Below are 20,879 nucleotides of genomic sequence, written 5' to 3' on the forward strand. Positions count from 1 at the left end.
CAGTCTCCCCTTATTTATATATTGTTACTGATGTCGTTTTTGTCGGTAAGTCAATATATTTTCAAACAGGGATCAGTATAATTTCATTTACCGATGAACCATTATCTGAATTTCATCAACTATTAATCAGTTGCCTTCCTATTTAAAAACGACTACAATTTTACTGTTATATATATGAACGAAAAAAATAGAATAGGAGGGGAAACTATGCCAAGGAAAGTATGGCTATTAGTAGCTGGGATGATTATTAATGTCACGGGTGCTTCTTTTTTATGGCCTTTTAATACAATTTATTTGCATGATCACCTAGGAAAATCTTTATCTGTGGCCGGAATGGTATTAATGATCAACTCGCTTACTGGTGTAATCGGAAACTTGCTCGGCGGTGTTTTATTTGATAAATGGGGCGGTTATAAATCAACTTTAGTAGGAATTGTTATTACACTTGTATCAATTTTAGGTCTTGTGTTCTTCCACGGTTGGCCGTTATATGTTGTGTGGCTAGCGTTAATCGGCTTCGGTTCTGGAATGGTCTTCCCATCGATGTATGCGATGGTTGGTACGGTTTGGCCAGAGGGCGGAAGACGGGCATTTAATGCGATGTACGTTGGACAAAATGTTGGTATTGCGATTGGAACAGCGTGTGGTGGATTAGTTGCATCATATCGTTTTGATTATATTTTCTTAGCGAATTTTATTTTATATTTTGTTTTCTTCTTAATTGCTTTTATTGGATTCCGTGGTATGGAAGACAAGAAAGAGCCAGGAGTGCAAAAGGAAATCGAAACGAAAAAAGGTTGGTCACTTACACCTGGATTTAAAGCACTTCTGATCGTGTGTGTAGCATATGCTTTATGCTGGGTTACATACGTACAGTGGCAAGGAGCGATTGCAACACATATGCAAGAATTGAATATTAGCCTTCGTCATTATAGTTTATTATGGACGATAAATGGAGCTATGATTGTTTGTGCGCAGCCACTTGTTAGTATGCTAATTCGCTGGATGAAGCGTTCTTTAAAACAGCAAATTATGATTGGAATCTTCATTTTTGCGGCGTCATTCATTGTGTTAAGTCAAGCGCAGCAATTTACGATGTTCCTCGTTGCGATGGTAACATTAACAATCGGTGAATTATTTGTGTGGCCAGCAGTTCCGACGATTGCAAATATACTTGCACCAAAAGATAAACTAGGTTTTTATCAAGGTGTTGTAAATAGCGCGGCGACTGTAGGGAAAATGTTCGGGCCGGTCGTTGGCGGAGCGATTGTTGATTTATACAATATGGAAGTATTGTTTATAGCAATCATGGTAATGCTTGTAGTAGCGCTTATAGCAACGAGCATGTATGATAAACGAGTAAAAGTAGAAGAAACAGTTGAAGAAAAAATTGCAGTTTAGTTTGACGGAACATGTAACATGTTTTAGAATATATTTAAATAAAACAACCTTTAGAACAAGGGAGATAGCTCGGCTGTCTTAAGACGAATTCGTTAGTTATTAAAAGTAACGATTAACCGAGAAGCCCCGCTTTAAGTAAGCTTTTTAGAGATACTAAGTGGAGGGTAGTTCACATTAACTCATATGTGTAATAACAGTGAGAAGGAGTAGTAGTAATAGAAGCTGGTTTAGAGAGTTGACGGTCGGTGCAAGTCAATCCACGTTTCGTTATGAACTCGCCTTTGAGTTGCAGTTGTGAAACTAATAGTAGCAATTGCCGTTAATCCACGTTACGGATCTAAGCGAATGTATATTTTTACATTAATTTAGGGTGGTACCGCGGGAATCTAAAACCTCTCGTCCCTTTCTAGGGATGAGAGGTTTTTTGTATTTTGGGCGGTGAAAATAAATAGAATTTCAAGGAGGGTATCTCATGAGCTTTAATCATCAAGATATTGAGAAGAAGTGGCAAGGGTACTGGGAAGAGAATAAAACATTCCGTACGCCAGATGAGACAGAAAAACCAAAATTTTATGCACTAGATATGTTCCCATATCCATCAGGTGCAGGCCTACACGTAGGACATCCAGAAGGTTATACAGCGACAGATATTTTATCTCGTATGAAGCGTATGCAAGGGTATAACGTTCTTCATCCAATGGGATGGGATGCATTTGGTCTTCCAGCAGAGCAATATGCACTTGATACTGGAAATAGCCCAGCTGAATTTACAGAGCATAATATTAATACGTTCCGTAACCAAATTAAATCACTAGGTTTCTCTTATGATTGGGACCGTGAAGTAAATACAACAGATCCAAACTACTATAAGTGGACACAATGGATCTTCTTAAAACTATTTGAAAAAGGCTTAGCTTACGTTGATGAAGTACCTGTAAACTGGTGTCCAGCACTTGGTACAGTACTTGCAAATGAAGAAATCATTGACGGTAAGAGTGAGCGTGGTGGACATCCAGTTGAGCGTCGTCCGATGAGACAGTGGATGTTAAAAATTACAGCTTACGGAGATCGTCTATTAGAAGATCTAGATGAGCTTGATTGGCCAGAAAGCTTAAAAGATATGCAACGTAACTGGATCGGTCGTTCTGAAGGTGCAGAAGTACACTTCAATATCGATGGTACAGACGAGAAGTTCACAGTATTCACAACGCGCCCTGATACACTATTTGGTGCAACATACTGTGTACTAGCTCCGGAACATGCACTTGTTGCAGAAATTACAACAGCAGAACAAAAAGAAGCGGTAGAAGCTTACATTAACGCTGTAAAAATGAAGAGTGACCTAGAGCGTACAGAACTTGCGAAAGAGAAAACTGGTGTATTCACTGGTGCTTACGCAGTTAACCCAGTAAACGGTGAGAAATTACCAATCTGGATTGCTGACTATGTTCTTGCAACTTACGGAACAGGTGCCGTAATGGCAGTTCCAGCTCATGATGAGCGTGACTATGAATTCGCATCAGTATTCAATCTTCCGATGAAGGAAGTTGTAAAAGGCGGAGATATTACGAAAGAAGTGTACACAGGTGATGGTGCACACGTAAACTCAGCATTCCTTGATGGATTAAATAAAGAAGAAGCAATCGCAAAAATGATTGAATGGCTTGAAGTAACGAGCGCAGGAAATCAAAAAGTAACGTACCGTCTGCGTGACTGGTTATTCAGCCGTCAACGTTACTGGGGTGAGCCAATTCCGGTAATTCACTGGGAAGATGGGACAATGACAGCTGTGAAGGAAGAAGAATTACCATTAGTTCTTCCGAAAACAGAAAACATCCGTCCTTCAGGTACAGGTGAATCACCACTTGCTAACATTGACGAGTGGGTAAATGTTGTTGATCCTGAGACTGGTAAAAAAGGTCGTCGTGAAACAAATACAATGCCACAATGGGCTGGTAGCTGCTGGTATTACCTACGTTACATCGATCCAAACAATAGCGAAGCACTTGTAGATCCTGAAAAAGTAAAACAATGGCTTCCAGTTGATATTTATATCGGCGGAGCAGAGCATGCTGTACTTCACCTACTATATGCTCGTTTCTGGCATAAAGTATTATACGATATCGGGGTAGTTCCAACGAAAGAGCCGTTCCAACAATTATTCAACCAAGGTATGATTTTAGGTGAAAACAACGAGAAAATGAGTAAATCAAAAGGTAACGTTGTAAACCCTGATGATATCGTAGCAAGCCACGGTGCAGATACACTTCGTCTATACGAAATGTTCATGGGACCATTAGATGCTTCAATCGCTTGGTCTGAAAATGGTCTTGACGGAGCTCGTCGTTTCCTAGACCGCGTATGGCGTCTATTCGTTCAAGATAACGGTGAATTAAGTGAGAAAATTACTGACGCACCAAATAAAGAGCTTGAAAAAGCTTACCACCAAACAGTGAAGAAAGTAACAGAAGACTATGCAGAGCTTCGCTTCAACACAGCGATTTCTCAAATGATGGTATTCATCAATGATGCATACAAAGCTGAAACACTTCCGAAAGAATATGTAGAAGGTTTCGTAAAAATGATCGCACCAGTTGCACCTCACATCGGGGAAGAGCTATGGAGCAAACTTGGATATAATGAAACAATCACATATGCAAGCTGGCCAATATTTGATGAGTCTAAACTTGTAGAAGATGAAGTTGAAATCGTTGTTCAAGTTATGGGTAAAGTTCGCGCAAAACTAACAATGAGTAAAGACGCATCAAAAGAAGAAATGGAACAACTTGCACTTGAAGCAATTCAAGACCAAATTGAAGGGAAAACAGTTCGTAAAGTAATTGTTGTTCCTGGAAAACTTGTTAACGTTGTTGCAAACTAATTCATTCTAAATAAAAGCTCAGAGCATTTATGCTCTGAGCTTTTTTGTGTAGAAAATAATCTCTGAATCACTTTAGTCTAAGTTTTCAATTATTCCACTACGTATAAATAAAAGAGCGGAATTCCCATACAGACAAACACCTATTTTTCTATAGGAAATATGATAAAAAAGGTAGGCTAAATTGAGTAGAAGAGGTGAAAGGAATGAAAGGGATGGACAATAATGCACCACATGGCTTCTTCGGAGGTGAATCGGATAGTTATGAACAAATGATGTTAATGGGAGGGGCTGGCCAACAAGGATACGGTGGAATTCCGAGCTGGATGGGTGGAGCAGCAGGAGGGTTCCAAACATCGGTAGCTGGCATGCAAACTGGAATGCCTACATCAATGGGGGGCTTTTCGACATCAGGGGGTGGAATGCCTACAGTAACAGGAGGATTTCCGACATCAGTAGCTGGCGTACAGACAGGATTTCCAGTAGGAGCACCAACTACATTTCCTTCTTTCGTTGGAGGAGTGCAGACAGGATTCCCGGTACCGGGAGTGGGTGTTGTAGCTGGAGGAATAGGTGGGTATCCGCAAGTTGTTCACGGTCATCATGGACATCACCATCATCAAGGCCAACATGGTCATCATGGACACCATCATGACCAAGGTCACCACGGTCATCAACAACAAGTACATCACCACGGTCACCACCACATTCATCCGCAAGCTGTTCTTTATCAAACTCACCAAGGCCATCAAGGCCATCAAGGCCATCAAGGCCATCAAGGCCATCAAGGCCATCACGGCCACCAAGGCCACCAAGGCCACCAAGGTCACCAAGGTCACCAAGGTCACCAAGGTCACCAAGGTCACCACGGTCAACACGGTCATCAAGGCCAACATGGTCAACACGGTCATCAAGGCCAACATGGTCAACAGCACCAACAGCACCAACAATACCAACAATATCAACAGCAACAATCTTCTCCTTGGGCAGGTGGAATTGGAGCAGGAGCAGCAGGGGCAGCGGCAGGAGCAGCTAGCATTAGTGGAGCAGCAGGACACGCGGGACACGTGGGTCATTAATGAATTGCAGAAAAAAGACATAATAAAAAACTGCTAGGAAATCCTAGCAGTTTTTTTCAGCTTCTTTGCGCTGACGTTCGATTTCAGCACGAAGTTGTGGTTCTGGTGCTTGCCAGCCTTCTGGTTTTAGAATTTTGCCATCGCCTTCACGGAATCGGGGTTTTCCATCAGGGAATAGTTTTGCCATGTTTGCGTTATTTACAATTTCAAATCCTTTATCAGGACGTACGCCCATTTCGGCAAACGTTCCGAATGCAAAGTAAATAAGGTCAATCAGTGCATCGTATTGATCTTCAACAGTCGTTGCTTCTAGAAATTCTTCTAGCTCTTCTTGCATAAAACTTGCACGAATTTTTGCACGCTCTTCTGTTAGTTTTGTTGGAGTATTTTTCACAGGATGTCCGAACTCTTCATGCATTTTTGCAACAAGTTCGAATCCTTTATCTAAACCTTTTTCGTTTGCCATGTTGTTTCATCCTTTCTCGTTTTCTGCCGAATTTCATTGTAACATAAGGTGATTATGAAATGAAAAGAACATCTTATCGAAATAAGATGTTCGCTTGTTATTCTTCTTTTTTTATTAAAAGGGATAAAATAAGATCGATGCCAAAAATACCGACGAGTAACATTGGTATAACGACAAGTAAATAACGTGTGAAGGAAACATTTTTTAAGTATGTATGAGCAAATAAAAAGACGCCGAGAAATAAAATACCATTTAAAATAGGCTTTACTAATTTTTTAGACATAAGCTCCCCCATAAATATCTTCTCTCTCTATTTGATAATAAAAAACTCCTCTCTCCGTTGTATCATGCTGGAGAGAGGAGTTCAATCATTTCTCATTCAATTACACCAGAATTTGTAATGTCTACGGTGTATTTTATAGTAACTGGAACATCTTTGTACATTTGTTTCCACTCCTCTAATTTGAATGGGCGATAATGTTGCTTATATTTAGCTCCTAGCCCAAGAGGATCGACATCTAAAGATTTAAACTGCTTAATTAATTTCTTACCTTGTGTCTCCAATTGTTTTTGAACGACCTTCTCAATCTTTTTTGTGTTCTTAGCATTCTCTAAGTTAATCTGTTTCGATACTTCTTGAATACGAGCCTCAAGTTTAACATGAATGGAAAAGGAAGGCTTACCATTTTTTATTTTTATATCGTATGTTGGAATAGAACGAATATTATTAATCATTACGTACCCAGGATCTGCTTTAAATTCATGTGAATCTAACTTATGTTTTTCTAAAAGTCCTTTGAATATAAACATATCTTTTTCCGCGATTTTACCAACATATTTATCCTTTTTAAAAAGACCAATTCCCGTGATTTTTATTTTATCACCATGTTTCTTTAAAATTGGAATATAGTAGTCTTGCCCTTCTTGATAATAACGGAAAGCTCCTACATGCAGATTATCTGTTGGTAAAGGACCGGTCTCCATATTATGTTCTAGCATTTTTTTTATATAAATTGCAACGTTGGATGAAGTCGTGTACTTTCCTTTTAAGAGTTCAGTACCATTACCTTCAAGTAAAGCAACATATAAGGCATTCCCAATGTTTACATCACGAATTAATGTATCGAAGGAAGCAACCATTCCTTTCTTAGCAATTCGGGTGGTAAATAGAGCAACCCGCATTTGTCCGCTCGCAAATGGTTGAGAAGACTCTAAAGATGTGTCAGCTTTTACTTGTTTTACCGCATTTGCTGTTCCTTCAAAAACTTGAACTTTGTTCCCTTTTTGCTGAATAGGACAAACAAATGTTACCTTTATTTTATTATCTTTTGCTACATCGAAGACAGTTCCTTGGATAAGGTGTACGTCATCGATAATATTTTTTTGTAAACATCCAGTTAGACTAAAGAGTGTTATACAAGAGATAAGTATTAATTTATTTTTGATTTTTTCCATTTTCTTTTCACCCACACAATAATAAATAGAATTGGGATGTATACATAAATGAGCCAAAAGCTTCCTTTTGATGCATTACTAATAAAATTATTAATATCGTGTCTGTTTGTTAAAAGTTGTGAAACAATGAGGGTGATAAACATAAAAGCGATTAAAACACCTCTTTGTTTTACACGGAATATTTCGTGCGTTGCTCTCGTTGCCGCCCACAAAGGTAGAATGAAACTTGTAATAATAACGAGGGCATAAGCTGAAATTGCGATATATTCTAGCCTTTCTATGAATGGTAATTGAATAACTTGGGTCATAGAAAGTTGGGCCCATATCGTTTTTAATAATTGTTTTTCACTAAAAAACGAAAAGGCTAAAAGGGTGCTAAATAAATATAGAAGGTTTGAAAATAGTGCCCCATATTGAGCAAATTTATGAGATTGTTTAGGGTTTTTCACAAATGGATAAACCATGAGGTAAATCTCAAAACCAGTCATACTGTAGATTGACAGTTGAGCGGATTTTAAAATATCTGAAAAAGAATGTGTGAAAATAGGTAGTAAATTCTCCCAATGTGAGTATTTCAAAACAAATAAGCTTAGAAATAAATACCCTAGCGTACCACCAACAGAGATGACGCAAATGCCAGTAATGACACGAAATCCAGAAGAAATGATGTAATAGCTAACTAGGCATAAAAAGAGTGTTAACATAAAGGTGGAGGCAGTTGGGAACATCCATACTTGAATAATTTCAACGTATGTTCGAATAACCGAAATACTGACGATTAAAAAATAAGTTGCAAAGATGATATTAAAGACGTTTCCTATCCACTTTCCAAAGGTTTGTCGTTGTAAATCAATTAAATTCCCGTTTGTTTCTTTTAATAAAAAATACATCATCCATATAAGAATTTGGATACAGAGTCCTGTGATTAGAACGCCCATCCAGCCGTCGTATCCAGCGGCCTTTGCGGTGATTCGAGCAAATCCGAGAACGCCAGCTCCAAACTGTGCACCGTGAATTAAGAAGAAAACAAAGGTAGGAGATATTTGATATTTTTCTTGAACTTTACTCATCAATGCACCTCATCTCTTAATCATCAAAGTCTGATCTATGTTTTGTTGAAATTCCTTTAGCAGCTTTTTTTACATGTTGTGGTCTTGCCTGCACATCTCTTGTATCAATCATTGTTAATGGGAAACGAATCCAAGAATCTTTAACCGATTGTTGTCTTGTCGGATAAAACAAAGCGTACGGCTTGCGTAAGGAAGTAAGTCTAAATAGATGAGTAAATAAAAAGATAAATCCAAGAGAAATACCGAAAAGTCCACCTATTTCTGCAAATATGAGAAACGGGAAGCGTAGTAATCGAACAGCATTACCCATTTTATAAATAGGTGTAATAAAGGAAGCAAGTGCTGATAAGGCAACGATAATTAATAAAATGTTACTCGTTAAACCAGCTTGTACAGATGCTTGTCCGATTACGATACCGCCTACAATACCGAGCGTTTGACCAACTTTCATCGGTAACCTCGCGCCAGCCTCTCTTAATAAATCGATTGCGAGTTCTAAAAAGAGTGCTTCAATTAAAGGTGGGAATGGTACTTGCGCCCTTGATAAAATCAAAGTTTCAAGTAAATCACTTGGAATAAGTTCATAATGATAATTTAAAACTGCAACGTATAACGGTGTAGCACAGATAGAAAATAGAACAGCGATAAGGCGTAAAATGCGTGAAAATGTAGCGTATAACCAAGAGACGTTATAGTCTTCTGGTGAAATGAAAAAATCGAAATAGGATACAGGTGTTAGTAAAACACTTGGAGAACCATCCACAAAAATAGCAATTTTCCCATCAATGAGTGCTTTTGTCACCCTATCAGTACGTTCTGTATTGATATAGAGAGGGAAAATCGACTTTTCACCCATAAGTTCTTGTATATAAGCGCTATCATTAATTTGATCATATTCAAGAGCACGTAATGACTCCTCGAGAAAATCTATATTATCTTTTTCGGCGAGGTTGTCTAAATACATCATGACAACTTTCGTTTTGGAAAATTCGCCGACAATCATTTCTTTTGTTTGTAAATCTAAAACAGGAAGGCGTTTTCGTACTAAATTAATATTCGTATCAATAGCTTCTACAAAGCCTTCTTGTGGACCGATAACTGTTGATTCATTTAATGGAGGGCTTGGTGCCCGGTAAGTATCAATTGCAATGTTTGCAAGCATACACTTTTGATCTTGCTGATTCAATTGAATAATCGCATGTCCCTTTAAAACCATGTCCTCAATTTTTTGTAAGTCGTTCGTAATTGTAATGCCGCTCATCGGAATATGTTCTTTTAGTTGTTCTAGAGAAGCACAGGGTTTCTCTAAAAGAGTGGGCATTAAATATTTCTGTAATTTCTCTCCATCAAGTGAAGGGCGATAGTAAGAAATCCAATAAGGCATCGTTTCATCGTCAGATGTATGGTAATTAATAAAATCACTAGACTTTTTAAGTTTCTCTATTAAATCTTGTAGAGAATGAATACGGTCTTTTTCTGGTTTGGTAAAGTCATAAATACTATTACCTCCAGAGCTTTGTTGCTTACTTTGAGAAGAATCACCTTGTTTAGCACTTTGTTGCTTATCCCGAGAAGAATCATCTTGCTTAGAGTTTTGCTGTTTCTCTTGAGAAGAGTCATCTTGCTTAGAGTTTTGCTGTTTCTCTTGAGAAGAGTCATCTTGCTCGTTATTTTTACCTTTAGTATGTTTCATACTTCTAGTCTGTTCTTTGTTATCGTCATCTGGATTGTTAGACTGCTGCTCCCAGTTATCGGCTTCTTTTGCCTCTGTTGTATTTGATTTTTTTTTCTTACGAAACCAATTCCAAATCATATGTATGCCCTCTTTAATTGTGTAATATAGTGCTATTTTGTGGCTAATTTTGTATATTATTCATTTATTTATGAAAAGAAGGAGGAGATTGGTTTACATAGAAAAAAACCTTTAGTAAGCAGTTCATACTATAACGGGGAGAGGGAGAGTCTGTGCAAATTGTAAAAAAGGAGAAGTTTGTTTTAAAAGAATTTACGTTTGAAAATGGTAGGGAAATTCCTGTTCAAATGGGATACGAGACATATGGTACGTTGAATAGAGAAAGGTCAAATGTGATTTTGGTTTGTCATTATTTTAGTGCAACAAGTCATGCGGCAGGAAAATATACAGTGCATGATGAGGAGTCTGGTTGGTGGGATGGGCTCATTGGACCTGGAAAAGCAATTGATACAAATAAGTATTTTGTTATATGTACGGATAATCTTTGTAATGTGCAGGTGAAGAATCCATATGTGATTACAACAGGACCGAAATCGATTAACCCAGAAACTGGAGAAGAATATGCTATGGATTTTCCGGTTTTTACATTTCTTGATGTAGCTCGTATGCAATATGAGTTAATAAAAGGTATGGGAATTTCAAGGTTACACGCTGTAATCGGACCGTCGGCGGGGGGAATGATTGCACAACAATGGGCGGTTCACTATCCACATATGGTAGAGCGGATGATTGGCGTTATTACGAACCCACAAAATCCAATTATTACGTCTGTAAACGTAGCACAAAATGCGATTGAGGCAATTCAACTGGATCCAAGTTGGAAAGATGGAAAATACGGAGAAGAGCAGCCGATAAAGGGGCTTCATTTAGCAAATAGAATGATGTTTATGAATGCGTTTGATGAGCATTTTTATGAAATGGCATTTCCTCGTAATAGTATAGAGATAGAACCTTATGAAAAGTTTTCTACATTAACATCATTTGAAAAAGAGATAAATAAAGCGACATATAGAAGTATAGAGTTAGTAGATGCAAATTCATGGATGTATACTGCGAAGGCGGTTTTATTGCATGATATTGCACATGGGTTTTCTTCACTAGAAGAATCTCTTTCTAACATAGAAGCGAATGTACTTATGATTCCGTGCAAACAAGATTTGCTTCAGCCGCCACGTTATAATTATAAAATGGTAGACATTTTGCAAAAACAAGGAAAATATGCGGAAGTGTATGAGATAGAAAGTATAAATGGGCATATGGCAGGAGCATTTGATATTCATTTATTTGAAAAGAAAATTTATGAATTTTTAAATCGGAAAGTATCTAGTTTTGTGTAGGAAATAAATTATGTGAAAAAGGTGCAATATGTGTAGTAGGCACCTTTTTTTACATGATTTGTAGACGGAATATATATGTAGCGATTGCTATGCCGAAGAACGCTATACTAAGTAATAGAAATAAGAATGACATTTCTTGGGGAGATTTTATCTTTTTATTATTTTGCATACTAAGTGCAATAATTGCAGCGATTAAGAACACAATGCCCATAATGAAAAGAAAAAGCGACATTTTAATCGACTCCTTTCATAAAACAAGTATATTGAGGATACAATGTGCTAGTTATGTTTGTAAAGAATAAGTTTTGCGAGAAAATTGAGAAATAGCTTTTCGATTCTTTGCGTTCTTTCTTTTGCATGCTAAAATTGGTAGAGAATGTTTGTGGAAAAGAAACTAAAGGTTTTATTGTATATAAGGAGGAACTACATATGACAGAAGTTAAAACAATTACTACAGAAGAGGTACAAGTGCGTTTAGAAAATGGAGAAACGTTATTTCTAGTAGACGTAAGAGAAGATGAAGAAGTAGCGGCAGGAAAGATTCCAGAAGCTGTACATATTAAAATGGGCGATATCCCACATAAAGTAGACTTCTTTAATAAAGAGAATGAATATATCTTTATTTGTCGTTCAGGAATGCGCAGTGAAAATGTATGTCATTATTTAAATGAGCAAGGATTTAAAACAGTGAACATGGTTGGCGGTATGCTTCAATATGAAGGTGAAACGAAATAGTTAATAGTTAAAAACTTGAAACGAGTCTGTTTCAAGTTTTTTTCTTTTGCATACAGTATAAAAAAGGAGGAGGGGTAAATGGGGGTTAATTTGCGTAAAGTAAAAATTATTAATAATACAGGAGCTGTTAATGTTGGTGACTGTTATGATATCTCGCCTTTAGCTGTGGCGAAAGTATATGCAGGAGCTGGAGGATCGAGTGCGGCTATTTTTTTAAATGGAAAAAGACAGCCAGAAGCGGTGATTAGAACATCGGTATTTCTTCCGCCTTTGGCAACGAGTACACGTACGTTAGGTTCATAAAGGAAAGGTAGAGTGTAATTATGCCTGCGCATATAAAAGAGTTTGTTATTGTTAATAATACTGGGAATATATTTACAGGTGATAATTTGAGTGATACTTCATTTACTGCTACGAAATCGTATAGTGGTTCAATGGGGTGTACTTGGATTGATGTTGTTACAGTAATAGGGACAGAAACGAAGCTTTGTTTACAGCCGGGAGATTCGGTGACGACGACATATACAAGGGGCACCCCTGCTGGTACTGTAACAGGAACAAATATGGGGCAAAGTGTAAATACATCGGGTATAGCGCAAGCTGTCCCTAATACAGATAATATGGATTCAATTGCAGGACTCCCTTAAGGAATTAAGGGAGTTTTATTTATTTGAAATAAAAATAGTCTTGGAGATTATTTTTGTAAATAGATTAAGAAGAGGTTTATTTATTATGAAAAAGACGGTTTGTAGGTGGTGAAAGTGTGAAGAATCGTGATAATAAAGGGAAACAACAATCTAATTTTAGAATTCCACCAGAACTTATTGGTCCTACTTTTCCTCCTGTTCCAACTGGATTTACGGGTATAGGGATTACTGGTCCAACAGGTCCACAAGGTCCGACTGGACCGCAAGGACCGAGAGGATTTCAAGGTCCAATGGGAGAGATGGGTCCGACTGGACCTCAAGGTGTGCAAGGGATTCAAGGTCCAGTTGGACCAATAGGTGCAACTGGACCAGAAGGGCAGCAGGGAGCACAAGGATTGAGAGGACCACAAGGAGAAACTGGAGCGACAGGACCTCAAGGTGTGCAAGGGTTACAAGGTCCGATTGGTCCAACGGGAGCGACTGGGGCACAAGGTATACAAGGGATACAGGGATTGCAAGGGCCAATTGGAGCGACAGGACCTGAGGGACCTCAAGGAATTCAAGGCGTCCAAGGGTTACCGGGTGCAACTGGTCCACAAGGAATACAAGGAGCACAAGGGATACAAGGAACACAAGGACCGAGTGGAAATACAGGTGCAACCGGAGCAACGGGTCAGGGGCTAACAGGTCCGACTGGAATAACAGGCCCAACTGGGATAACTGGACCATCTGGAGGACCTCCTGGCCCGACGGGGCCAACTGGTGCGACAGGTCCGGGTGGCGGACCGAGTGGGAGTACAGGTGCGACTGGAGCAACGGGGGATACTGGGGCTACAGGAAGTACAGGTGTAACAGGAGCAACGGGAACTACAGGTCCGACTGGAAGTACGGGAGCACAGGGCTTGCAAGGAATACAAGGTATTCAAGGGTCAATTGGCCCAACAGGTCCAGAAGGACCGCAGGGGATTCAAGGTATTCCTGGTCCGACAGGAATAACTGGTGAACAAGGAATCCAAGGGGTTCAGGGTATTCAAGGGGTAACGGGAGCAACAGGGGATCAAGGTCCACAAGGTATACAGGGGGCTATAGGGCCTCAAGGGGTCACAGGAGCAACAGGAGATCAAGGTCCACAAGGAATACAAGGAGTACCAGGGCCATCAGGAGCAACGGGACCACAGGGAGTTCAAGGGATACAAGGTCCGATGGGTGATATAGGACCAACAGGTCCAGAAGGCCCAGAGGGACTTCAGGGCCCGCAAGGAATACAAGGAGTGCCAGGACCAGTTGGAGCAACGGGTCCAGAGGGTCCTCAGGGGATACAAGGTATTCAAGGACCGGTAGGAACAACAGGCCCACAAGGTCCACAAGGAATACAGGGAATACAAGGTGTGCAAGGGATAACGGGAGCAACTGGAGTACAAGGAGCAACTGGAATTCAAGGGATACAAGGGGAAATAGGAGCAACGGGTCCAGAGGGTCCCCAAGGAGTGCAAGGTGCTCAAGGGGAGATTGGTCCAACAGGTCCGATGGGTCCCCAAGGTGTGCAAGGAGTACAAGGAATTCAAGGAGCGACGGGCGCACAAGGAGTGCAAGGTCCACAGGGAATTCAAGGAATCCAAGGTCCGACGGGGGCAACAGGAGATACAGGAGCAACAGGTGCGACAGGGGAAGGAACTACAGGCCCAACTGGAATAACGGGAGCAACAGGGGTAACGGGACCTTCTGGAGGACCAGCAGGACCGTCCGGCCCAACAGGGCCATCAGGTCCGACGGGAGTAACTGGTCCATCGGGTGGACCACCTGGCCCGACAGGAGCAACTGGTGCGACAGGAGTAACAGGGGATACTGGTGCGACAGGCTCAACTGGAGTGACAGGAGCGACAGGAGAAACGGGAGCAACCGGAGTGACAGGGTTACAAGGTCCTCAAGGAATACAAGGTGTGCAAGGAGATATTGGTCCAACTGGTCCGCAAGGGATACAAGGTCCGCAAGGGATACAAGGAGTAACTGGTGCGACAGGAGATCAAGGACCACAGGGAATCCAAGGCCCGCAAGGAATCCAAGGTCCAACCGGTCCCCAAGGAATTCAAGGGGAACAAGGCCCTCAAGGGATTCAAGGAGCAACCGGAGCCACGGGAGCACAAGGCCCACAGGGGATTCAAGGAATTCAAGGGATCCAAGGTCCGACCGGTCCTCAAGGCCCAACAGGAATACAAGGGGTACAAGGAGAGATAGGTCCAACCGGTCCTCAAGGTGTGCAAGGATTGCAAGGTCCCCAAGGTCCTACAGGGGACACAGGGGCAACGGGAGCGCAAGGTCCCCAAGGAGTTCAAGGGATACAAGGTCCAACGGGAGCTACAGGAGCAACAGGAGCGACAGGTCCACAAGGAATTCAAGGCCCGCAAGGAATCCAAGGCCCAACAGGGGCTACAGGAGCAACAGGTTCCCAAGGACCAACTGGAAATACAGGTCCAACAGGTTCACAAGGAATACAAGGTCCAACTGGTCCAACAGGAGCTGGAGCAACCGGAGCAACAGGAGCGACCGGGGCGACTGGAGTCAGTACAACTGCAACATATGCATTTGCGAATAATACATCAGGAAGTATTATTTCTGTTTTGTTAGGTGGCACGAATATTCCGTTACCAAACAATCAAAATATTGGACCAGGAATAACCGTTAGTGGTGGAAATACTGTATTTACAGTTGCGAATGCAGGAAACTATTATATAGCCTATACAATTAATTTAACGGCAGGATTACTTGTAAGTTCCCGTATAACTGTAAATGGCAGTCCGCTTGCGGGAACGATAAACTCTCCGGCAGTGGCTGCAGGTTCATTTAGTGCAACAATAATCGCTAACTTGCCTGCTGGAGCTGCAGTTAGTTTACAATTATTTGGAGTAATTGCGTTGGCTACATTATCTACGGCAACGCCAGGGGCTACTCTAACGATTATTAGATTAAGTTAATAAGCAGAAAACCTTGAAACTTTTATGTTTCAAGGTTTTTTTATCCTTGTATCTGGAAGTAAACCTCGTTAACCAGGGGGAGTGGATACCCTCTAATTATTTAAAGTTTCACTTTATTCACTTGGGCAAAAACATCGCAGTCCGAAAATATATTATAATAGAATGAAAAGAAAGAAATTTGGCAGAAAGGGAGGGTGGCGATGCAGGAGATGGTTAAAGATTTTTTTGGACGCCCACTTCAAGATTTACGTATATCTGTCATTGATCGTTGCAATTTTAGATGTACATATTGTATGCCGGCGGAAATATTTGGGCCAGATTATGCTTTTTTGAAAGATGAGTTTTTACTAACTTTTGATGAAATTGAGCGTTTGGCAAAATTATTTGTTAACATCGGTGTACGAAAAATTAGAATTACTGGCGGTGAGCCACTGCTTCGTAAAGATTTAACAAAACTGATTGCACGTCTCGTGAAAATTGATGGGCTAATAGATATAGGGTTAACGACAAATGCTATCCATTTAACGAAACAAGCGAAGGCATTAAAAGAAGCTGGATTACATAGAGTGAATGTTAGTTTAGATGCGATAGATGACGACATATTTAGGAATATTAATGGTCGAAATATTAATACGAAACCGGTGATTAAGGGAATTATAGCAGCTAAAGAGGCGGGGCTGGAAGTAAAGGTAAATATGGTTGTGAAAAAAGGGATGAACGATCATCAAGTACTTCCGATGGCTGCGTATTTTAAAGAGCAAGGAATCACGCTTAGGTTTATTGAGTTTATGGATGTTGGTAGTACAAATGGGTGGAATTTTGATCAAGTGGTTACAAAACGAGAATTGATTGAGATGATTCATAAGGTGTATCCGCTTGAGCCAGCTGAAGTCCATTACTTTGGTGAAGTTGCGAAGCGATATCGGTACGTTGGAACAAATGTTGAAGTTGGTTTTATTACATCTGTTTCTGAGTCATTTTGTGCCTCTTGTACGAGGGCAAGAATTTCGGCAGATGGAAAGTTTTATACGTGCTTATTTGCGACAGAGGGTTTGAATGTAAGAGAACTTCTTAGAGGAAATCTTTCGGATGAGGAGTTATTAAGTGTTATACAAGATGTATGGATGAATAGAAAAGATAGGTATTCGGATGAACGGACAGAAGAAAGTGCAAAAAATCGTCCGAAAATCGAAATGTCTTATATAGGAGGATAAGAAAGGGGGCTATCGCATGCAGGAGCGATATTCAAGACAAATATTATTTTCTGGTGTTAGAGAAGAAGGACAGAGAAAAATAAGAGAGAAGCATGTGCTTATTATTGGTGCTGGTGCTCTCGGTGCGGCAAATGCAGAAGCGATTGTTAGAGCAGGTGTTGGAAAAGTAACGATTGCTGATCGTGATTATGTAGAATGGAGTAATTTACAAAGACAACAACTATATACGGAAGAAGATGCAAAGCAGTATAAACCGAAGGCGATAGCGGCTGCAGAACATTTACAAGCGATTAATTCTGAGGTGGAAATAAATCCAGTTGTGACGGATGTAACGGTGCAAGAAATGGAAGAGCTAGTGCGTGATGTAGATTTAATATTAGATGCGACAGATAATTTTGAAACGCGTCTTCTTATTAATGATATTTCACAAAAGTATAATATTCCGTGGATATATGGTGGGTGTGTCGGAAGTTACGGAGTAACGTATACAATTTTACCAGGGAAAACACCGTGTTTTCGCTGTTTAATGGAGCATCCGGCGAGCGGAGCAACATGTGACACAGCTGGTATTATACAACCGGCAGTACAATTAGTAGTTGCGCATCAAATTACGGAAGCGCTGAAAATATTAGTAGAAGACTTTGGGGCGCTTCGTGAAACGATGTTATCATTTGATCTTTGGAATAATCAACAGATGGCATTTAAAGTGAATAGGCAGAAAAAAGATACTTGTTTATCTTGCGGAAGGTTACGTACATATCCGAGTTTAACATTTGAAGCACAAACAAAAACAGAAGTGTTATGTGGGCGAAATACAGTACAAATTCGCCCAGGTGTGCGGAAGAATTTTAATTTAGAAGAAATTAAAAAGCGCTTACAAAGAAGTGTAGAGATAAAGGCGACACCTTATCTATTATCATTTCCGGTAGAAGAATATCGTTTTGTTTTATTTACAGATGGCAGGGCGTTCATTCATGGGACGAATGATATGAATGTAGCGAAAAGTTTATATGCAAGATATATAGGTTGAACCTAAAGGAAATCCTTTAGGTTCAACGGAGAGAGGATTATGAATTTCTCGTATAATCTCCACTTTTTCCACCTGTTTTTTCAAGTAAGTATGTTTCGCCGATAATCATACCTTTATCGACAGCTTTACACATATCATACACAGTAAGAGCGGTAGCGGAAGCAGCTGTTAAAGCTTCCATTTCAACACCGGTGCTACCTTCTGTTTTAACTTTTACTTCAATGAGTAAACGATATTGTTCTTCTGATTGTTTCCAATCAAAAGAAACGTCAACACCTTTTAATAATAAAGGATGGCACATTGGGATAATATCAGAAGTTCGTTTCGCAGCCATAATGCCTGCGATTTGCGCAACTGCTAATACGTCACCTTTCCCAATTTCATTGTGAGAGATTTTATCGTAAATTTCTTTCGTAACGACAATGCTAGAGCACGCAATTGCTGTTCGAACGGTTGCTTTTTTGTCACTTATATCAACCATTTTTGCGCGTCCTTGGTCATTAAAATGTGTAAATGAAGACATGGAATTCCTCCTTGAAGTAATTTCTATTGAATACATAAAGTTTAATCGAGATAAAAAAAATTGCAAATATGAGGTGAGAAACGATGGTAGAAAAACGAATTCCAATTCAAGTTGCTGAAGCAGTAGAACGGGTAATGAAATATGCGAAGCATGGTGAAGTAGAAGAAATTTCTATTACGGAAAGTTACGGGAGAATTCTCGGGGAAGATGTTGTCTCAGATCATGAAGTTCCTCATTTTGATCGTTCCCCTTACGACGGTTTCGCCATTCGAGCAGAAGATACGAAAGGAGCAACCCAAGAGAATCCAGTTGAATTTGAAGTAATAGGAGAGATCGGGGCGGGTTCTGTTTTTTTAGAAGAAGTAGGAGCTTTTGAAGCGATTCGAATTATGACAGGAGCAGCTATTCCAGAAGATTGCAATGCAGTTGTAATGCTAGAGCTGACAGAAGGATTTGAGAAGAACGGAAAAACATATATGAAGTTAAAACGCCCTTTTAATAACGGTGACAATGTGTCGTTTAAAGGAGAAGATATAAAACAAAATCAAGTTCTCGTTAAGAAAGGTGTGGCAATTAATCCAGGAGTTGCGGCCTTACTAGCAACGTTTGGATATAGCACTGTGAAAGTTATAAAACAGCCTGTTGTCGGTATTGTAACGACAGGGAGTGAATTATTAGAAGTACATGAGCCGTTAGAACCGGGGAAAATTAGAAATAGTAACTCGTATATGATCGCAGCTCAAATTATGAAAGCTGGCGGGAAAGTTCGTTATTATGGTCAACTCGCGGATGAGTTAGATGCATGTTTTACAGCTATTCAATTAGCGATGGATGAGGTCGACATTTTAATTACAACTGGCGGTGTATCGGTAGGAGATTATGACTACTTACCAGCTATTTATGAAAGGTTACAGGCGAATGTACTCTTTAATAAAATAGCCATGAGACCTGGAAGTGTAACGACAGTAGCTGAATTTGATGGGAAGTTACTTTTCGGTTTATCAGGAAATCCGTCTGCTTGTTATGTAGGCTTTGAATTATTTGTGCAACCAATTATAAAAACGTATTTGTATGCGAAGGAACCTCACGTATATAGAGCGGATGCTATTTTACAAAAAGATTTTCCAAAGCCAAATCCATTTACTCGTTTCGTAAGAGCAAACGTAACGATTGTGGACGGGGCGTTACAAGCGATGCCGGTCGGTTTAGATAAATCGAGTGCAGTATCTTCACTTGCAGATGCGAATGCTTTTATTGTGTTACCTGGAGGAACGAGAGGATTTGAGACCGGGATGAAAGTATCTGTATTATTGTTAGAGCACTCTGAGGGATGTGATTGGCCATGGGCAAAGCCACTTCAATCTTACAAATAGTAGGATATCAAAATAGCGGAAAAACAACGCTTGTGGAGAAAATAGTGCATGCATTAGCTGAACGGGAAATGAAGGTTGCTACCATTAAACATCACGGGCACGGAGGTTTTCCAGAAGTAGCGCAAAAAGATAGCGAAAGACACCGTAAAGCTGGTGCTGTCGTAAGTAGTGTAGAAGGTGCTGGATTGCTTTCACTTTCTTCACTAAGAAAGAAATGGTCCTTGCAAGAAATTATTCGCTTATATGAGTTTTTTGAAGTGGATACAATTTTAATAGAGGGCTATAAAAAAGAGAACTACCCGAAAGTAGTGTTACTTCGTTCTGCGGAAGACGTTGAGCTTTTACATAAAGTAGAAAATATAGTAGCGATTATTACGTGGTATGATGCCCCGGCAAATATACGAGAAGAATATAAAGTATTTCATATAACAGAAGAAGAGTTGTACATAGACTGGTTTTTACAAACGGTTAGGAGTGCGAAATGACAAATACATATTATGAAGTAATTAATACAGAAATCTCGATTGAAGAGGTAACGAAGAAAGTGATTCGACGTGAATGCGGTGCTGTTACAACATTTATTGGAACCGTTAGAGAGTTTACGAAAGGGCGTCGTACATTATACTTAGAGTATGTTGCTTATAAGACGATGGCAGAAAAGATGCTAGAGAAAATTGGCCTGGAAGTGAAAGAGAAATGGCCGGATACATATGTTGCGATTACACATCGCATCGGTACGTTGCAAATTTCTGATATAGCGGTTGTTGTTGCTGTTTCAACACCACACCGTAAAGCGGCTTATGAAGCGAACGAATATATTATGGAACGCATAAAACAAATTGTTCCGATTTGGAAAAAGGAGTTTTGGGAAGATGGTGACTCATGGATTGGTGATCAATTAGAAAAAACACCATATCCGGCGGGAGAGCCTGGGAAGGAGCTATAA

Annotated in this window: 20 protein-coding genes and 1 other annotated feature; of the genes, 13 read left to right on the plus strand and 7 right to left on the minus strand. The window is 40.0% G+C overall.

Annotation, left to right across the window (positions count from 1 at the left end; all coding sequences use genetic code 11):
* The first annotated feature begins 207 nt into the window (after positions 1-207).
* The 3 genes from CN409_RS26665 to CN409_RS26680 all read left to right on the plus strand — a co-directional run bounded on the left by CN409_RS26665 (position 208) and on the right by CN409_RS26680 (position 5,358).
* Positions 208-1,401, plus strand: coding sequence for an MDR family MFS transporter (locus CN409_RS26665; protein ID WP_001137549.1), 1,194 nt, complete (start codon positions 208-210; stop codon positions 1,399-1,401).
* 187 nt (positions 1,402-1,588) lie between these two features.
* Positions 1,589-1,808 (plus strand) — a binding site (T-box leader).
* Positions 1,809-1,873: 65 nt separating this feature from the next.
* The gene (gene leuS, locus CN409_RS26670; protein WP_000009441.1) at positions 1,874-4,282 is read left to right on the plus strand and encodes a leucine--tRNA ligase; all 2,409 of its coding nucleotides are present in this window, start codon (positions 1,874-1,876) and stop codon (positions 4,280-4,282) included.
* A gap of 203 nt (positions 4,283-4,485) precedes the next feature.
* A complete protein-coding gene (locus CN409_RS26680) occupies positions 4,486-5,358 on the plus strand; it encodes a vrrB protein (RefSeq protein WP_098217955.1) in 873 nt (290 codons plus the stop codon).
* Between the two features lie 43 nt (positions 5,359-5,401).
* Here the strand turns inward: CN409_RS26680 and CN409_RS26685 are convergent, their stop codons facing one another.
* The 5 genes from CN409_RS26685 to CN409_RS26705 all read right to left on the minus strand — a co-directional run bounded on the left by CN409_RS26685 (position 5,402) and on the right by CN409_RS26705 (position 10,162).
* Positions 5,402-5,824 (minus strand): pyrophosphohydrolase domain-containing protein, encoded by a 423-nt coding sequence (locus CN409_RS26685; RefSeq protein ID WP_001262632.1) that lies wholly within the window; start codon positions 5,822-5,824, stop codon positions 5,402-5,404.
* Between the two features lie 97 nt (positions 5,825-5,921).
* Entirely contained in the window at positions 5,922-6,107 is a 186-nt protein-coding gene (locus tag CN409_RS26690; protein ID WP_000038780.1) for a macro domain-containing protein, read from the minus strand.
* Positions 6,108-6,199: 92 nt separating this feature from the next.
* Complete coding sequence (locus tag CN409_RS26695) at positions 6,200-7,279, minus strand: Ger(x)C family spore germination protein (RefSeq protein ID WP_000411348.1); 1,080 nt, start codon at positions 7,277-7,279, stop codon at positions 6,200-6,202.
* A complete protein-coding gene (locus tag CN409_RS26700; protein ID WP_000049080.1) occupies positions 7,255-8,349 on the minus strand; it encodes a spore germination protein in 1,095 nt (364 codons plus the stop codon). Before CN409_RS26700 ends, CN409_RS26695 begins: the two co-directional genes overlap by 25 nt.
* Positions 8,350-8,365: 16 nt before the next feature.
* Positions 8,366-10,162: a spore germination protein gene (locus CN409_RS26705; protein WP_097981965.1), complete on the minus strand. Its 1,797-nt coding sequence runs from the start codon at positions 10,160-10,162 to the stop codon at positions 8,366-8,368.
* Between the two features lie 152 nt (positions 10,163-10,314).
* On the opposite strand from CN409_RS26705, the gene CN409_RS26710 reads away from it, so the two are divergent.
* A complete protein-coding gene (locus CN409_RS26710; protein ID WP_001167625.1) occupies positions 10,315-11,439 on the plus strand; it encodes a homoserine O-acetyltransferase family protein in 1,125 nt (374 codons plus the stop codon).
* 49 nt (positions 11,440-11,488) lie between these two features.
* On the opposite strand, the gene CN409_RS26715 is transcribed toward CN409_RS26710, so the two are convergent.
* Entirely contained in the window at positions 11,489-11,671 is a 183-nt protein-coding gene (locus CN409_RS26715) for a hypothetical protein (RefSeq protein ID WP_000051780.1), read from the minus strand.
* A gap of 197 nt (positions 11,672-11,868) precedes the next feature.
* Between CN409_RS26715 and CN409_RS26720 the strand changes: the two genes are divergently transcribed.
* From CN409_RS26720 to CN409_RS26745, 6 genes are all read left to right on the plus strand, one after another.
* Entirely contained in the window at positions 11,869-12,174 is a 306-nt protein-coding gene (locus tag CN409_RS26720) for a rhodanese-like domain-containing protein (protein WP_000141224.1), read from the plus strand.
* Positions 12,175-12,252: 78 nt separating this feature from the next.
* Entirely contained in the window at positions 12,253-12,477 is a 225-nt protein-coding gene (locus tag CN409_RS26725; RefSeq protein WP_000538719.1) for a spore germination protein, read from the plus strand.
* Positions 12,478-12,497: 20 nt separating this feature from the next.
* Positions 12,498-12,821: a hypothetical protein gene (locus CN409_RS26730; protein WP_001110864.1), complete on the plus strand. Its 324-nt coding sequence runs from the start codon at positions 12,498-12,500 to the stop codon at positions 12,819-12,821.
* A 116-nt stretch (positions 12,822-12,937) separates the two neighbouring features.
* Positions 12,938-15,793, plus strand: coding sequence for a BclA-related collagen-like exosporium protein (locus CN409_RS26735; protein ID WP_097892130.1), 2,856 nt, complete (start codon positions 12,938-12,940; stop codon positions 15,791-15,793).
* 200 nt (positions 15,794-15,993) lie between these two features.
* On the plus strand, positions 15,994-17,007 hold the full coding sequence (moaA, locus tag CN409_RS26740) for a GTP 3',8-cyclase MoaA (RefSeq protein ID WP_001157112.1): 1,014 nt from the start codon (positions 15,994-15,996) through the stop codon (positions 17,005-17,007).
* 16 nt (positions 17,008-17,023) lie between these two features.
* A complete protein-coding gene (locus tag CN409_RS26745) occupies positions 17,024-18,037 on the plus strand; it encodes a molybdopterin-synthase adenylyltransferase MoeB (RefSeq protein WP_001158115.1) in 1,014 nt (337 codons plus the stop codon).
* 37 nt (positions 18,038-18,074) lie between these two features.
* Here the strand turns inward: CN409_RS26745 and moaC are convergent, their stop codons facing one another.
* A complete protein-coding gene (gene moaC / locus CN409_RS26750; RefSeq protein ID WP_000094146.1) occupies positions 18,075-18,560 on the minus strand; it encodes a cyclic pyranopterin monophosphate synthase MoaC in 486 nt (161 codons plus the stop codon).
* An 83-nt stretch (positions 18,561-18,643) separates the two neighbouring features.
* Here moaC and CN409_RS26755 point away from each other — a divergent pair, with 83 nt between their 5' ends.
* From CN409_RS26755 to moaE, 3 genes are read left to right on the plus strand one after another with little or no spacing between them, the layout of a single operon-like run.
* A complete protein-coding gene (locus tag CN409_RS26755) occupies positions 18,644-19,933 on the plus strand; it encodes a molybdopterin molybdotransferase MoeA (RefSeq protein WP_000229704.1) in 1,290 nt (429 codons plus the stop codon).
* Positions 19,897-20,418 (plus strand): molybdopterin-guanine dinucleotide biosynthesis protein B, encoded by a 522-nt coding sequence (gene mobB / locus CN409_RS26760; RefSeq protein WP_002081993.1) that lies wholly within the window; start codon positions 19,897-19,899, stop codon positions 20,416-20,418. The genes CN409_RS26755 and mobB overlap by 37 nt, the downstream gene beginning before the upstream one ends.
* Positions 20,415-20,879 (plus strand): molybdopterin synthase catalytic subunit MoaE, encoded by a 465-nt coding sequence (gene moaE, locus CN409_RS26765; protein ID WP_000185947.1) that lies wholly within the window; start codon positions 20,415-20,417, stop codon positions 20,877-20,879. Before mobB ends, moaE begins: the two co-directional genes overlap by 4 nt.

This window comes from Bacillus sp. AFS012607 (genome assembly GCF_002558005.1).
Taxonomy (GTDB): domain Bacteria; phylum Bacillota; class Bacilli; order Bacillales; family Bacillaceae_G; genus Bacillus_A; species Bacillus_A thuringiensis_S.

Excerpts from the sequence above, each read along its gene's own strand:
- CN409_RS26685 (WP_001262632.1), bottom strand. The coding sequence starts at position 5,824 with ATGGCAAACGAAAAAGGTTTAGATAAAGGATTCGAACTTGTTGCAAAA.
- CN409_RS26755 (WP_000229704.1), top strand. The coding sequence starts at position 18,644 with ATGGTAGAAAAACGAATTCCAATTCAAGTTGCTGAAGCAGTAGAACGG.
- CN409_RS26705 (WP_097981965.1), bottom strand. The coding sequence starts at position 10,162 with ATGATTTGGAATTGGTTTCGTAAGAAAAAAAAATCAAATACAACAGAG.
- CN409_RS26725 (WP_000538719.1), top strand. The coding sequence starts at position 12,253 with ATGGGGGTTAATTTGCGTAAAGTAAAAATTATTAATAATACAGGAGCT.
- moaC (WP_000094146.1), bottom strand. The coding sequence starts at position 18,560 with ATGTCTTCATTTACACATTTTAATGACCAAGGACGCGCAAAAATGGTT.
- CN409_RS26730 (WP_001110864.1), top strand. The coding sequence starts at position 12,498 with ATGCCTGCGCATATAAAAGAGTTTGTTATTGTTAATAATACTGGGAAT.
- CN409_RS26695 (WP_000411348.1), bottom strand. The coding sequence starts at position 7,279 with ATGGAAAAAATCAAAAATAAATTAATACTTATCTCTTGTATAACACTC.
- CN409_RS26680 (WP_098217955.1), top strand. The coding sequence starts at position 4,486 with ATGAAAGGGATGGACAATAATGCACCACATGGCTTCTTCGGAGGTGAA.
- CN409_RS26715 (WP_000051780.1), bottom strand. The coding sequence starts at position 11,671 with ATGTCGCTTTTTCTTTTCATTATGGGCATTGTGTTCTTAATCGCTGCA.
- moaA (WP_001157112.1), top strand. The coding sequence starts at position 15,994 with ATGCAGGAGATGGTTAAAGATTTTTTTGGACGCCCACTTCAAGATTTA.
- CN409_RS26745 (WP_001158115.1), top strand. The coding sequence starts at position 17,024 with ATGCAGGAGCGATATTCAAGACAAATATTATTTTCTGGTGTTAGAGAA.
- leuS (WP_000009441.1), top strand. The coding sequence starts at position 1,874 with ATGAGCTTTAATCATCAAGATATTGAGAAGAAGTGGCAAGGGTACTGG.
- CN409_RS26690 (WP_000038780.1), bottom strand. The coding sequence starts at position 6,107 with ATGTCTAAAAAATTAGTAAAGCCTATTTTAAATGGTATTTTATTTCTC.
- CN409_RS26665 (WP_001137549.1), top strand. The coding sequence starts at position 208 with ATGCCAAGGAAAGTATGGCTATTAGTAGCTGGGATGATTATTAATGTC.
- CN409_RS26720 (WP_000141224.1), top strand. The coding sequence starts at position 11,869 with ATGACAGAAGTTAAAACAATTACTACAGAAGAGGTACAAGTGCGTTTA.
- CN409_RS26700 (WP_000049080.1), bottom strand. The coding sequence starts at position 8,349 with ATGAGTAAAGTTCAAGAAAAATATCAAATATCTCCTACCTTTGTTTTC.
- moaE (WP_000185947.1), top strand. The coding sequence starts at position 20,415 with ATGACAAATACATATTATGAAGTAATTAATACAGAAATCTCGATTGAA.